Origin of the sequence: Faecousia sp. (genome assembly GCF_048519415.1) — a bacterium.
Classification (GTDB): Bacteria; Bacillota; Clostridia; order Oscillospirales; family Oscillospiraceae; genus JAZOXB01.
In genome coordinates, this window is record NZ_DBFZUT010000052.1 from 1 (window position 1) to 14,803 (window position 14,803).

Consider the following 14,803-nt stretch of genomic DNA (forward strand, 5'->3'; position numbering starts at 1 on the left):
CTCGACAGCCGTCAGCAGATCGGTGTAGTCCTTCTCGGCCTTGACGAGCTTGTCGTAGTTGCTGACCTCGGGCTGCAGGCGCGTGGGCAGTGCATCATAGGCAGCGCGGGCAGCCTCGATGGCGTCCTTGCTGTTTTCGTCGACCGCGCCGATGGCATCGATGAGGTCCTCGACCTGCTTCACCGTCACACCGTTTGCCAGCGTCGTGGAGTCGATCACCGTGCCGTCGCAGTCATGCGCCGTGATCTCCATGGTATCCTCCGTGGCATGCACCGTCAGGTAGAGGCCGCTGTAGTCCTGCGAGGTCCTGGCAAAGTGGAATGCCGGATCGTCGACGATGGCATAATCGGACTGACGGGACTTTTCGCCGAGATCACCGCAGATAAAATACACGGCGCCGTTCTTTTCGTCTACTTCCCCGCCCGTCATCGGCTGCGTGCGGGCATAGGAATGATCGTGTCCGGAGAATACCGCATCGATCCCGGCGGCATCCACGGCCGCAGGCAGGATATTGTGATAAGCGTCACTGCCGCCGTTCGGGTTCGTATAGTAAGCAGGCTGGTGGACGCTCAGGATCTTCCAGGTGCAGTCGGAAGCCTGCGCATCGCGGATGAGCCACTGCGCCGCCTCGCTGAGCTTTGCACCGTTGTTGATCACGGCGAGATAGACATTGCCGTACTCTACGGAATAATAATCCCGCGCCGGCTGATCGAGGATCGCGTTTGCCAGATCACCGGACGCATCGCCATAGTACTCGTGGTTGCCGAGCGTATGCGCAAAGGTAAGGCCGCGGAAATTCTGCTGGAACAGCTCCAGCAATTCGTTCCAGTGGTCATAGCTGCCGCCGTTATCGACGAAGTCGCCGGTCTGCAGCGCGAAGTTGAATTGCCTGCCCTTCACCTGACTGCCGATCTGCTGCAGGATGGAAATGGCATCGGTATCCGCAGCGGGGCTGCCGCTCATCTGCGTATCGCCGATGACGAGGAACGAGACCTCACTGCTCTTGGCAGTCGTCGTAAAGCTCATCGGGTCGGACCACGCGCCGTCCGTGCCGTCGCCGACAAAGTAATAGTAGGTCGTGCCGGGCTTCAGATCGGTCAGGCGTACCTGATTGACGAGCGCGGCATCCTTGGAGATCGGGAATGCCGTTTTCTCACTGCTGCCGCTGAGCTGCACATACACGGCCTTGCTGAAATCGAAGGAATCGGCCGTGCATCCGGCGCGCAGCGCATTTTCATAGCTCGCGGCCGTCATATAGCGGATCACAGCCTTCTGCTGCGCGGCAGCCGCATTGGCGAACCAGCCGATGCTGGCCTGCGTGCTGCCGTCCTGTACGGCGTTCTGGTGGATATCGATCGGCTTTCCGCTGCCGCCGGCATGCGCAAGCACCGTACCCTTCGTCGCAAACGAAACGCCGAGCGTGCTGCTTGCCGTGAGGGTGTAGGTCGTCCCGGCAGGCAGAGCGGCCATGGCATCGGTCACCAGCTTACCGGCCGCATCCGTTTTTCCGATCTCCGTTCCGTTCAGGAAAATGCTGACATCCGCAGCCGGCTTTCCGTCGCTGTCAAGCACGGTGACGGTGCTGCTGTCGCCCTCCGTCTGCATACCGGGAACGATGGTATAATATGCAGACAGTGCAAGCTTGCGGTAGGGCTGTGCGGCAGAGTAGCTCGCGCCGTCGACCGCCGTATAGCGGATGGTCACAGGCTGATAGGTGAAGAAATCGATCTCCGGGTCAAGATCCGACGGGACGCGGAACGTGATGGTGCACAGCTCTGTCCCCGCCGTCTCCTCGCGGCGCTCCGCCTCCAGATGCAGGGCGGCCTTGCGGAAGCCCGTCTCCTCATAGGTATAGCTGCCGGTGTAGCCTGCCGCGAATGCAACGGTCGGCTCGCCGAACTGCGTGTTGAGCTGTGCCAGCTCTACGGTGGCATTCTTCAGGGCATCGGTCGCCGTCAGCGTCAGGGTATAGGTACCGCCCATCGTGACGGTGTCACTGCCTGCAAGGCGGATCTCGGGCGTCTGCGCATCGCTGCGGATCGTAAAGCTGTAGTTCTTCGTTGCACTGTTGCCAAACGTATCGAACACGGTGATGCCGATCGTGTGGACGCCGTTGTTCAGGCTGGCATTGGAACGCGTCTGCGTCGTGGACTTATCGGCATTCTTGCGCTCGCCGTCGATGGTGATGATCGTCGCTTCCGCGTGGATGCCGCTCCGGTTTTCGCTTTCGGGGTCGTCGTAGTTTGTGATCAGCTCCACATAATTGCTGTTCAGGACCGTGGAGCCGTCCTCGGCAAGCTCTGCGCCGTTGACCGTCGTCGTGCCGATCACGGGGTTGACAAGGTCATCCATATTCGTGCCGTATACAACACGGACATTGTCAAAATAGAGGGAGCCGTTGTAGCGGCCGCCGCCGTTCTTCGGCTGGTAGGACAGCCAGATCAGGCCCTGGCCCGGTTCGATCTTCAGCGGATGCTCCGTACTGATCATAGACCAGATCCCGGTGAGATCCGCATAGCAGTACATCCAGCCGGACCAGGTGATCCCGGTCTCACCGGTATCCACACGCTTCAGCGGAAAATACTTTGCAGTATAGTCGCTGCCGTTCCATGCGGCGACCTGAATGTACGGCGTGTACTTTGCCGTTCCCTCCGGGGCATAGACCCAGACGCCGATCTCACTGGGATAGCCCTCGATATCGATGTCTTCTCCGCAGTAGCGGATGTAATAGTTTGCGTTGCGGGAGCCGTCATAGGAGGCATAGTCATAGTCCAGCTCCATGGCGGCCTCGCCGAAGCGCACCTCACCTGCGTCCGATCTTGTGATCTTCAGCTCGCCGCAGTTATACTCGGTCAGAGGGGGCGTGCCCGGCCACAGGTAGAAGTCATAGCCGTTTGCACGGAAAATATCTGCAGCAGGAACGGCCGTATCAAAGTTGCCGGTGAAGCGGAACGGTGCGGAAACGGTCGCGCGGGTCGGAGAGCCGCTGTATTTTCCGCCGGTGATCACCTCGACCGTATCCACAGCGCCGCGGTAGCCCTCCGTCGTGCCGTTGTCGACGAAATAGGAGCTGCCCCAGTGATAATGCGCGCACTTTGCGACCTCGCCGTTCTCGTCGGGCTCAAAGTCAAACAGGACGACCGGCATTTTGCCGACCTCGACCTGGATGTCGGCGCGGAGCTCCTTCCCGCTGAGCGTCGTATGCGTCACCGTCACCTTGCCGGTCAGCGTGCTGTCGGCCTTTGCAGCCGTGAACAAATTGCCGGAAAAGCTGCCCAGCGCATCATTATCCATACTCCAGCCGAAATCGCCGGCATGGGCGACGATGCTGCGCCGGTTGGCCTTTATATTGAGGCCGAGGTCAGAGCTTGCACCGAAGTCCAGCGAAATGGACTCGCCGGTGAAATAGAGCGCATCGATCTCAGCGATCACGATCGAGGTGCTGCCGACGACGGTCTCGCCGCTGCAAAGCTGCACCGTCACGGTGCCGGTGTAGCCCGCGGCTGCCGTGAACAGGCCGTTTGCATCCACGCTGCCCGCTGCGGCATCCGTCACGCTCCACTGCAGGCCCTCCGGCAGCTCTGCCTGGCCGCCTGCGGCATCGACACCGACTGCGGAGAACTGCACGCTGCTGCCCGGCGTATACTGCTCGTTGTTCGGGCTCAGGACGGCGTGGTCAAATTCGCCGGTCGGCTGCGCTCTGGAGACGAGCATCAGTGCACTGGAGACCGCGCGCTCCGTCCCGTCGGAGGGGCTGTTGCGGATAACGAGCGCATCCTCGCCCTCTCGCTGCGTGGCATACGTCGCCGAGCCGCCGCCATCCAGATAAAGCGCATCCGTGACGCCCTGCGCCAGCAGGAACTCCGCCAGCTCATACAGGGTCTGGCCGACCGAATACGGGTCCTGTCTGCCGTCCGCGACGAAGGTGACGACCGTGCCGTCCGCCTTCAGGCCGATGCTGTTGCGCGGCATCAGCGCCGTATCCTCCGCGCTGACAACGATCTGACCGCCGCGCACGAGGAAGAACGGGCCGGAAATGGCCTCCTGCACATCGCTGCAGCCCGCTCCGGCATCGCGCAGCGCGTAGCTGCCGTCCTTCAGAACGGCGAAATACGGCTCGCCGCGCCCCTGGATCACATTGCCCTCCATAATGAGGTAGCCGAGAGGCTGCGCAGTCTGCATGTTGTAGTAATCGCCGTTTGTCGCGAAAATGACATTTTCCCCGGTCGCGGCCTCATAGGCGGCGGCCTGCTTCGTAGTCGTCTGCAGATTCCACTTCAGATCCTTTGCGGCCTCTTTGCGGCTGGCAGCCGTGCTGTCCTCCGTATAGTATCCGGCATAGGATGCGCGGAATGCCACATCCGCATCCGGCGCGATCGTCGCCAGAAAGCCTGCGACCTGCGCCTCTTTTTCTTTCTGATTGAGGATCACCTGCGTCTCCGTTACGCCGGGGACGAGCTGATAACTCGTTGCTGCGATCAGCTGCGCATTGGCAGGCTGCTGCACCTGCACCGCGCCGGACCGCGACTCGGAGGCAATTGTGGCAGGCTCCGCTGCAGCGGCCGGAATGGCCGAAAACAGAGAAACCGTAAGCACAAGTGCCAACAGGCAGCACAATACGCGCTGCACCTTTGCGTTCATGAACATCACTCCTTTGAAAAATGCGGGCGGGGACGTCTTCCCCGGCACGTCCCCGATTATAGCATTTATTTGTAAAGGCATGCGTGATCCGGCGTTATTTCTCTGTTAATCCTGTTTTCCCGCTCTGTGCAGCTCCGACTGCGGATCGGTACCGCTTTTCCGGAGATATTTGAATATTCAACTCTGTTTTCCCTGCCGCGCAGTCCTTGCAGGTCCCGTCTGCATGATGAGCTTGTTAACTCTGCGCAAAAAAATCGGAGGACGCGTCTGCGTCCTCCGAATATGTGCCAGGGGCAGCACCGCACCATGCAGCAAGAGCATGCGCGGGGGTTCCTTAGGGAAGCTCTGATTCAATCAGCAAGAACGGATGGCGAGAGATTTTTTGGCAAGGCGAGGTATGGAAAACGCAGGAATACTTTGTGTACCCGCAAGGGGCATGCCGCATCCGTAAGGCGGCAAGGCCGCCGCTGCGGCGGGTTATTTAACGCGAAAGGAAACCCTGACGGTTTCCTTTCACACTATCCTTCCCTCCGAGACTTTCGGCTAGGCAGGTTTTTTGACAGTCTGAGGCGGCAAAGCCGCCAACGGCTGCGCAATATTTCAAGTTTTTCATACCGATGGATCGGCAAAAAATATCCGGCGAAGGCCGCAGATGCAATTGTGCGGGGTTGTCCAAATTAGATATATTGCTGCTTGATAACGTCGATGACGCCGCGGGTCGTCAGGCGCAGGGCCGGAATGACCGGCAGCGACATGAACGACAGCGTCATGAACGGGTCGATGCCGCGGGACACGCCCAGCTCAAAGGCGCGCTCCTTCGCGGCCTCGAGATGGTCGTTGACCTCGACGAGGCTGTCCTCGCTCATGAGGCCCGCGATCTGCAGGACGAGCTCGCCGAGCACGGTCCCGTTCTCCACGACGGTGATGCCGCCGCGGTTCTCGACGATGCGGTTGGCCGCAAAGGCCATGTCCTCCTCATTCGCGCCGACGACGATGATGTTGTGTGAGTCGTGCGAGATGGACGTGGCGACCGCGCCGCGCTTCAGGCCGTAGCCCTTGAGATAGCCGATGCCGATGTGGTGCGTATTCTTGTGGCGCTCCACGACGGCGATCTTCAAAATGTCGTTCTCCGGGTCGATGGCGCTGGCATAGCCCGCGTCCGTCGAGACGATCTCGCCGGGGACCAGCCCGATGACGCCGCGCGGACGGGCGTCGTGGAAGTCCTCCGCCGTCAGGTGGGCAACATGGAACGTGTCGTGCGCGCGCTCGACGAGGTAATCCTCGATGCGCGGGGCCTCGAAGTCATGCACCGCGCCGTTGCTGCACGTCAGCATGCCCTTGCGGAACACCATCTCCACATTAAAATCGTCGAAATTGTCGATAATGGCAAAATCGGCCAGATAGCCCGGCGCAATGGCGCCGCGGTTGTTCAGGGCGAAGTAGCGGGCGGGGTTGTGGCAGGCCGTCTTCACGGCAACGATGGGATCGATGCCGTAGTGGATGGCCTTGCGGATGAGATAGTCGATATGGCCCTTTTCCAGCAGGTCGCTCGGGTGCTTGTCGTCCGTGCAGAACATGCAGCGGTCGTAATACGGCTGCTTCAGCAGGTCGACAAGCGCCTCGAGGTTGTGGGCGGCTGTGCCGTCGCGGATCATGATGAACTGGCCGTTGCGCAGCTTCGCCATGGCATCGTCCATATCGGAGCACTCGTGGTCGGAATAGACACCCGCCGCGATATAGGCAGCCAGATCCTTACCGGACAGGCCGGGCGCATGACCGTCGATCTTCTTGTGGTGCGCCTGCGCCGCAACGATCTTGGCGATGACTTCCTTGTCGCCGCCGACGACACCGACATAGTTCATCATCTCGGCAAGGCCCTGCACGCGGGCGTGGTCATAGAACGAGTCGATGGCGCGGTAATCGAGGTTCGCGCCGGACTCGTCCAGCGGCGTGGCGGGCACGCAGCTCGGCAGCATGAAGCGCACGTCGATGGGCAGGCCCTCCGTGGCCTGCAGCATATAATCAATGCCGTCGGTGCCCATGACGTTCGTGATCTCATGCGGATCGGTGATGACCGTCGTGGTCCCGTGCGGCAAAACGGCGCGGACAAACTCGCGGGGCGAGACGAGCGAGGATTCCAGATGGATGTGGGCGTCGATGAAGCCGGGGCAAACGATCTTGCCGCTGACATCATACTCCACCTCACCGGCATAGTCGCCCATGCCGACGATCTGTCCCTTGGCCACGGCAATATCCCCATGGCAAAGCTCATTGGAAAACACATTGACGTAAGAGGCATTCTTCAGCACAAGATCTGCCTTCCGGCGGCCCGTGGCGACTTCGACCAGATATTGCTTTTTCATCAGCTTCCGCTGGATCCGGGCAGCGTAGGTTTCGTTGGTATTGGCCATGCACAACATCCTTTCGTTTCTGGTTTCTGCGGGGGTGGAATTTGATCAGCTTGTCAAAAAAGTCCCTTCGGGCCTTTTTCGCCAAGCTGCTTTCCGAATTGCAAAATCATTTTTTGTATCATAATTTTGCAATTCTGCCGCTGCGGCGGGTTATTTGACGCGAAAGGACACCCTGACGGTTTCCTTTCACACTATCCTTCCCTCCGAAACTTTCGGCTGGGCAGGTTTTTTGACGGTCTTGAATTTGATACATACTACCACATTTTTTATGCGTTCGCAACCGGAATTTTCCACAAATTTCCACGCCCGATTTTGTGTGCTTGCACAATACCCGCCTGCCGTGTATAATGGAGGCACGGAAAGGAGCTGCTTTCATGAACACCCTGCTTCACATCTGCTGCGCGCCCTGCGCCAACCAGTGCATCGACGTGCTGCGCACGGACGGCTGCGCCGTCACGGGCTACTGGTATAACCCGAACATCCACCCCTTCACGGAATATCGCAGCCGCCGCAACTGCCTGCGCGACTACGCCGCCTCCATCGAGCTGCCGCTCATTGAGCGCAACGACTACGGCCTGCGCCCCTTTGTCCGCGCCGTGGCCGAGGACATCGACGGCCGCTGCGTCAAGTGCTACTCCATGCGCCTGTATGCCGCCGCGCACGAGGCCAAAGAGGGCGGCTTTGATTCCTTTACCTCCTCGCTGTTCATCAGCCCGTATCAGAACCACGAGCTGCTGCGCGAGGTCGCGGAGCGTGCCGCCGCCGAATACGGCGTGACGTTCCTCTACCGCGATTTCCGCCCGCTGTTCCGCGCCGGGCAGGAGCGTGCGCGGGAGCTTGGCATGTACATTCAGAAATACTGCGGCTGCGTCTTCTCCGAGGAGGAGCGCTATCTCAAGGCGAAGAAAATTCTGCGGTGAACTCGGGAAAGGTTCCCGACACGCACCGGCTGCCGATAAAACGCGCCAACCGATTGCGTCTGTAGCGGCGGTCAGTGACCGCCCTGTACGGGGCAATTCGACCGCGTAAGATCGCTGGTGCACCGCCGCATCACCCTGATGTGTCATTGCGAGGAGGCCGCAGGCCGACGTGGCAATCTCGGGGAGGCAGTTACGTTTTCGCCGAGGCTTTCTCATGATTCGGCCGGGTACTGCGAGATTGCCACGGCCCCTTCGGGGCCTCGCAATGACAAATCGGGAGCCATTGCCGCTTTATCATCAACCAGTACCAGTTGGCAGCGGTGCGCCGGGAGCGGCATGCCGCTCCCCTACAATGGCCTGTGCAATCAACGTAGGCACCCGGAAAGCCGCGACTGCCAAAGGCGCTCACTGAGCGCCGCTACAGTCAACCCTGGAACCTTTCCGCTTTCCATTTTCAACTTTCCACTTGCCAGCGTTCCCAAATATCCGCCGCATGGGCGTCTCTCTCCCCGCATACGCTTGTACCAAGAAACCAAGCTGGGGAGCTGATGGATATGCGAAAATGGCTGACTGCCCTTCTGGCGGCTGCGATGCTGCTGGCCGCCGCGCCGCCCGTCCGTGCCGCCGGGCCGGACATCGCCGCGCCCTCCGCCATCCTGATGGATGCCGCAACGGGCACGGTGCTCTATGAAAAGAACGCCTCGGAGCGGCTGCGCCCGGCGTCCGTGACGAAGGTCATGACGCTGCTGCTCGTCATGGAAGCGCTGGACACCGGCCGCATCGGCTGGGACGACACCGTCATCGCCTCGGAGGCCGCCTGTGCCAAGGGCGGCAGCCAGGTCTATCTGGAGCCGGGCGAGGAGATGAGCATGGACGAAATGCTCAAATCCGTCGTCGTAAGCTCCGCAAACGACTGCGCCACGGCGCTGGCGGAGCATGTGGCGGGCAGCGAGAGCGCGTTCGTCGGCATGATGAACCAGCGCGCGCAGGAGCTGGGCCTGCTCGACACGAATTTTGTCAACTGCACGGGGCTGGACGATGCGCCGGAAGCGGCCGAACACCTGACGACGGCGCACGACATCGCCGTGATCTCGCGGGAGCTTCTGAAGCACGACCGCATCCGCGACTACACGACCATCTGGATGGACACGGTGCGCGGCGGGAAATTCGGCCTTTCGAACACGAACAAGCTCGTGCGCTTCTATCAGGGCACGACCGGTCTGAAGACGGGCTATACCTCGGCCGCGGGGCACTGCCTTGCCGCCTCGGCCAAGCGCGACGGCATCGAGCTCATCGCCGTCGTGCTGCACTGCGCCAGCTCCGCAGACCGCTTTTCCTCCGCCAAGGCCCTGCTGGACTACGGCTTTGCCAACTATGCCCTCGTCTCGACCGAGATGCCCGAGCCGCTGCAGCCGGTCCCGGTCACGCTCGGGCAGAAGGCCGCCGTGCAGCCGGAGCTGCAGCAGGCCGCGCCGATCCTCATTGAGAAGGGTCTGCAGGCCGCCGTCACGCGCACGGTCACGCTGGCTGAGCGGGTGGAAGCGCCCGTCGCCGCGGGCCAGCAGCTCGGCACACTGACCATCTCCGCCAACGGCGAGACGCTGGCCGAGATCCCCATCATCGCGCCGGAGGGCATCGAGCGGCTGACATGGTGGGAGCTGACCTGCCGCCTGCTGCGGCGGCTGTGCATGACCATGCCGGAAGAGTAAGGGAGAAAGCGTAAAAATTTCCGCGCCGCAGGACCCGAATTGGGAACCTGCGGCGCGGCTTTTCTGTCATATAGGGTGAGAGGCCTCATAACCCCGCGGCCCGGCCGCGGACGAAACCCGAAGGAGAACAGGATGGACGAAACATGGATCCTGCAGCGCTTCCTCGCACGCGATGAGGAGGGACTTGCCGCAGCCTATGCGCAGCTCGGCCCCGGCCTGACCGCCCTTGCGGCACGGATCGCCGGCCCGGAAACGGCCGAGGAATGCGTGAATGACGCCCTGCTGGCCGCATGGCAGGCCATTCCGCCGCTTGCGCCGGTGCATCTGGCAGCCTATCTGGCCAAGCTGACACGCAATGCGGCCCTGAACCGCTATCGCGCGCAGAATGCGCAGAAGCGCGGCGGCAGCGTCGTCGCCGTCTCGCTCGACGAGCTGGCCGAGTGCCTGCCGGGCGGCGAAAGCCCGGCCGACCGCGCGGAGGCGGAGGCCCTGCGCAGCGCGCTCTCCGCCTTTCTGCGCACGCTCCCGGAGCGTCAGCGGCAGGTCTTTCTGGCGCGGTATTTTTACGCCCTGCCGCTGAGCGGCATCGCCGCCCGGTTCTCCATGCGGGAAAACACCGTAAAGACGACGCTGCACCGCACGCGCCGCCGCCTGCGGGACTATCTGGAACAGGAGGAACTGTTATGAGACCGGAGGATCTGTATGATGCCTTCCATGAGATCGACGACGATCTGCTGAAGCCGCTGCCCGAGGCCGCGCCGCGCAGACATCCGGCGCTCCGCTGGGGCGCGCTTGCGGCCTGCGCCCTGCTGGCTGCAGGCGGACTGCTCTGGCTGCACCCGTGGAAAAATGCCACGCCGCAGTCGTCTCTTGCCGTCCCCACGCTGGCGAGCGAGCCGACAGCAGGCGAACCGTCGGCTGCGGGCGAACCGGCCATTCCGGAGCCTGCGGAGCTTGTCTACGGCACGGAGCTTTTTGCCGCCGCTGCCGACATCGCCTATCCGGAGGGCTATTTCATCCGCACGCTGTCCGAGGCGCAGCTGGCCTCCATCTGGGGGCAGGAGACGCTCTGGCTGACGGACGCGGAGAACGAGGTCATCTATGACGGAAGCGGCGTTCCGTGGATCGTGCGCTTGACGGTACAGACGGCAGACGGCACGCTCACGGCCGAGCTTTCGCCGGAGCACCTGCCGCCCGCCTGTCTGGCCGAGCCTGCGGAGGAGACGTGCGAGGTCTTCGGCGTCCCCGTGGCAGCGGCCGCAGGGCCGTCCCACGCCGTCGTCAGCTTCGTGCGCGGCGAGGGCGCAGACGCCGTTGGCATGCGCATCACGATGGAGGGGGAGCTTCCCCCGCTGCAGGAGCTTGCCGCGCGGCTCGTCACGCAGTCGCTGGAGCCGGACGGCGTGCTGCAGCTGCATCAGCTCGAAACGGCGGACATTCCCGTCTGGCGCAGTGAGCAGCTGGACGAGGAGGCGGCCTATGCCGACGAGCGCTTTGGGTGCTATCTCCCCACGGCGGTCGCCCTCCCCTTTGATCGCGCGCACCGCGAGCTGGGCGAAGGCCGCGACTGGCTGACGGCCAGCTGGAGCGCCGATGTGCAGAACCTGACGGTCACCGTCAGCCATCCGTCGGAGATCCCGACGCTCGTCCACGCGGACGAAACGGCGCGCTACGACCTGCGCCTGCCCGAGGACGGCGCGGCCGTCGACCCGGACACCCGGAACTTCCCGGTCTTCTACCGGGAGGAGCTGACGCGGGATGTGCTGGCCGCGCGGCTGTGGCAGGGTGATTTTGCGGGCTGCTCCGGCGCGAGCTTCGGCGTGCTCGAACCCGACGGCACCCTGCTGGAGATCAGCGTCTATGCGCAGGACCCGCTGGCGCTGCTGGAATTTTTGCTTGATGGATAAGGCTTGTGATATGGGGTATCTATAGCGCGCTGCAGGGGACGGGCATGCCCTTCCCGGCGCCGCACCGGCGCAGGAAACAGGCTATCGTTACAATGGTAAAACCGATTACGTCTATAGCGGCGCTCACTGCGCAGCCGTTGGCGGCTTTGCCGCCTTACGGATGCGGCGTGCCCTTTACGGGCGGCGAGCGCCTTGCAGGCTGGCAAGTTATGGAGTGACATCGTTGACCGCGCAATGCCCCCAGATTTGTCATTCCGAGGAGCGAAGCGACGTGGGAATCTCGCAGGACCCGGCTGGATAACAGGGTACTTCCGGCAAAAACGTAACTGCCTACCCGAGATTGCGCCCCAAGGGCACTTCCTCGCGCTTCGCGCTCAGGGCGCCACGTCGGTCTGCGGCCTCCTCGCAATGACAAATCTGTTTGCCTCGCGCCGCTGAATTACTGCTGCAATACCCGCAACTGCCTTAGGCGCTCACTGAGCGCCGCTACAGACGCAATTGGTGCACACCATGCTAACGACAGTCTGTACCAGTTTGCAGGTGCAGCACCGAGCGTGGCACACCCCCGAATTCATGCAAAACGGGAGCGGACGGCGTCCGCTCCCGTTTGCTTTGTTCTTTTACTGATTGTTGCGCTGCTTCATCATCTGGCGCATTCTGGCTGCGTGATCCAGTTCACGCTTGCGGATGCGCAGGCTCTGCGGCGTGACCTCGAGCAGCTCGTCGTCCGCAAGGAACTCCAGGCACTGCTCCAGCGACATCTGGCGCGGGCTCGTCAGGCGGAGCGCATCATCCGCACCGGCGGCGCGCATGTTCGTCAGCTGCTTCTTCTTGCAGACGTTGACGGTCATATCCTCGTTGCGCGAGCAGACGCCGACGACCATACCGGCATAGACCTGCGTGCCCGGTCCGATGAACAGGACGCCGCGCTCCTGCGCGTTGAACAGGCCGTAGGTGCAGGCCTCGCCGCTTTCAAAGGCGACGAGCGAGCCGGTCTTGCGGCGCTCGATCTCGCCCTTGACGGGGGCATAGGAATCCAGCACGGAGGACATGATGCCCTCGCCGCGCGTATCGGTCAGGAACTCGCTGCGATAGCCGAACAGGCCGCGCGACGGAACGAGGAACTCGAGGCGATAGCGGCTGCCGACGGGGTTCATGGAGAGCAGGTCGCCCTTGCGGCGGCCCATTTTTTCGATGACGCTGCCCATGGAGGCCTCCGGAACGTCGGCCACCATGCGCTCGATCGGTTCGCAGACCTTGCCGTCGATGACCTTTGTCAGAACGCGCGGGGTGCTGACCTGGAACTCATAGCCCTCGCGGCGCATCGTCTCAATGAGAATGGAGATGTGCATCTCGCCGCGGCCCGCGACGTTGAACGCGTCTGTGCCCTGCTCCGTCACATGCAGGGAGACATCCTTGAGGAGCTCGCGCTGCAGACGGTCGCGCAGGTTTCGTGACGTGACGTACTTGCCCTCCTTGCCCGCGAACGGAGAATCGTTGACGGAGAACGTCATCTCGATGGTCGGGTCGGAGATCTTCACGAAGGGCAGCGGCTCCACCTGCTCCGGCGCACAGATCGTGCGGCCGATGGTGATGTCCGCCATGCCGGAGAACGCGACGATCTCGCCTGCCCCTGCCTCCTGAATGGGATTTTTGCCGAGGCCGTCGAACTCATAGAGCGCGACGATCTTGCCCTTAGCGGAGTGGCTGGGATCGTGATAGTCGCAGATGGCGACCTCCTGATTGACGCGGACGGTACCGCGCTCGACGCGGCCGATGCCGATACGGCCGACATAGTCGTTATAATCGATAGAGGAGACGAGCATCTGCATGGGCGCCGTGGGGTCGCCCTCCGGCGCAGGGATATAGTTGACGATGGTATCGAACAGCGGGTCGAGATTCACGCCCGTCTCGTTCGGCGAGTAGCTGGCGATGCCCTGCCGCGCGGAGCAGAACAGCGTCGGCGATTCGAACTGTTCGTCCGTGGCGTTCAGGTCGAGCAGCAGCTCAAGCACCTCGTCCATGACCTCCTCGACGCGGGCATCGAGCCGGTCGATCTTATTGACAACGACAATGACCTTGTGGCCCAGCTCCAGCGCCTTCTGCAGCACGAAGCGGGTCTGCGGCATGGGGCCCTCCGCCGCATCGACGAGCAGCAGAACGCCGTTGACCATCTTGAGGATACGCTCGACCTCGCCGCCGAAATCGGCGTGGCCCGGGGTATCGACGATGTTGATTTTCGTTCCCTTATAATGCACGGCGGTATTCTTGGCCAGAATGGTAATGCCGCGCTCACGCTCCAGATCGCCCGAGTCCATCACGCGGTCCACCACGGCCTGGTTCTCGCGGTAGATGCCGCCCTGCTTGAGCATTTCATCGACCAGTGTCGTCTTGCCATGGTCAACGTGCGCGATGATGGCGATATTTCGAATGTTTTTCTGATCCGTCATGGAAGACAGTCCCTTCTGTATCCGGTCTAATAGATTTTTTGTCCACAAAATGAAAATATACCACACGAAGGCAAAATCCGCAAGGTGAAAATCGTGATTTTTCGAACTTTTTTGTAAAAAACGGACGCAGCGTGCCCTTTGCGGGCAGGAAGCACCATGGAGACTGCAGGTTTGGTGGCACAATCGCCAATCGCACATGCCTTTGTAGGGGAGCGGCATGCCGCTCCCGGCACAATGCTGCCGATACGAACAGGCTACCGTTAAAATGGTATGCACCGATTGTGTCTGTACGTTTTTTCGGCAGCCGGTACGGGACGGCAGTGCCTTCCCGAGATTGCACCCCAAGGGCACTTCCTCGCGCTTCGCGCTCAGGGCGCCACGTCGGCCTTCGGCCTCCTCGCAATGACAATTTGGGGGCTATTACTGTTTTATCGTCAACCTGTACCAGTCGTCCGTGCAGCGCCGGGAGCGGCATGCCGCTCCCCTACAACGCATGGCTGGCCGCTTGGCAAAACTTTCCGCTTTCCATTTTCAATTTTCCGCCTGCACCTTCCCCTCCCCTGCAATTCCCCCCCCATAAAACGCAGGCCCCGCTGCGGGTGCAGCGGGGCCGCAGACTGTCAAAAAACCTGTCCAGCCGAAAATTTCGGAGGGAAGAAAAGTGTGAAAGGAAACCGTCAGGGTTTCCTTTCGCGTTCCATCACCCGCCGCAGCGGCAGAATTGCAAAATAATACTGCAAAATTCTATTTTGCAATTCTGAAAGC

At 61.7% G+C, this 14,803-nt stretch carries 7 protein-coding genes; 4 read left to right on the forward strand and 3 right to left on the reverse strand.

Going from position 1 to position 14,803, the window contains the following annotated elements; translation table 11 throughout:
• Both ACMKFF_RS05645 and ade read right to left on the reverse strand, forming a co-directional pair.
• Positions 1-4,641 (reverse strand): phosphodiester glycosidase family protein (locus ACMKFF_RS05645; protein WP_419496326.1); only part of this gene is annotated, 4,641 nt, incomplete at its 3' end.
• A 677-nt stretch (positions 4,642-5,318) separates the two neighbouring features.
• Positions 5,319-7,052, reverse strand: a complete 1,734-nt coding sequence (gene ade, locus ACMKFF_RS05650; protein WP_419496327.1) for an adenine deaminase — start codon at positions 7,050-7,052, stop codon at positions 5,319-5,321.
• Between the two features lie 374 nt (positions 7,053-7,426).
• Here ade and ACMKFF_RS05655 point away from each other — a divergent pair, with 374 nt between their 5' ends.
• From ACMKFF_RS05655 to ACMKFF_RS05670, 4 genes are all read left to right on the forward strand, one after another.
• Complete coding sequence (locus ACMKFF_RS05655) at positions 7,427-7,972, forward strand: epoxyqueuosine reductase QueH (protein WP_419496328.1); 546 nt, start codon at positions 7,427-7,429, stop codon at positions 7,970-7,972.
• A 554-nt stretch (positions 7,973-8,526) separates the two neighbouring features.
• Positions 8,527-9,681: a D-alanyl-D-alanine carboxypeptidase family protein gene (locus ACMKFF_RS05660; RefSeq protein ID WP_418487750.1), complete on the forward strand. Its 1,155-nt coding sequence runs from the start codon at positions 8,527-8,529 to the stop codon at positions 9,679-9,681.
• 132 nt (positions 9,682-9,813) lie between these two features.
• Positions 9,814-10,368 (forward strand): RNA polymerase sigma factor, encoded by a 555-nt coding sequence (locus ACMKFF_RS05665; RefSeq protein WP_419496329.1) that lies wholly within the window; start codon positions 9,814-9,816, stop codon positions 10,366-10,368.
• Positions 10,365-11,588 (forward strand): hypothetical protein, encoded by a 1,224-nt coding sequence (locus ACMKFF_RS05670; RefSeq protein WP_419496330.1) that lies wholly within the window; start codon positions 10,365-10,367, stop codon positions 11,586-11,588. The genes ACMKFF_RS05665 and ACMKFF_RS05670 overlap by 4 nt, the downstream gene beginning before the upstream one ends.
• 620 nt (positions 11,589-12,208) lie before the next feature.
• Here ACMKFF_RS05670 and typA read toward each other — a convergent pair.
• Positions 12,209-14,038 carry a translational GTPase TypA gene (gene typA, locus ACMKFF_RS05675; protein WP_418487752.1) on the reverse strand — a complete coding sequence of 610 codons (1,830 nt, stop codon included), beginning with the start codon at positions 14,036-14,038 and terminating at the stop codon, positions 12,209-12,211.
• Positions 14,039-14,803: the final 765 nt, after the last annotated feature.

Coding starts and splice junctions, on each gene's coding strand:
- ade (WP_419496327.1), bottom strand. CDS start 7,052: ATGGCCAATACCAACGAAACCTACGCTGCCCGGATCCAGCGGAAGCTG.
- ACMKFF_RS05655 (WP_419496328.1), top strand. CDS start 7,427: ATGAACACCCTGCTTCACATCTGCTGCGCGCCCTGCGCCAACCAGTGC.
- ACMKFF_RS05660 (WP_418487750.1), top strand. CDS start 8,527: ATGCGAAAATGGCTGACTGCCCTTCTGGCGGCTGCGATGCTGCTGGCC.
- ACMKFF_RS05665 (WP_419496329.1), top strand. CDS start 9,814: ATGGACGAAACATGGATCCTGCAGCGCTTCCTCGCACGCGATGAGGAG.
- ACMKFF_RS05670 (WP_419496330.1), top strand. CDS start 10,365: ATGAGACCGGAGGATCTGTATGATGCCTTCCATGAGATCGACGACGAT.
- typA (WP_418487752.1), bottom strand. CDS start 14,038: ATGACGGATCAGAAAAACATTCGAAATATCGCCATCATCGCGCACGTT.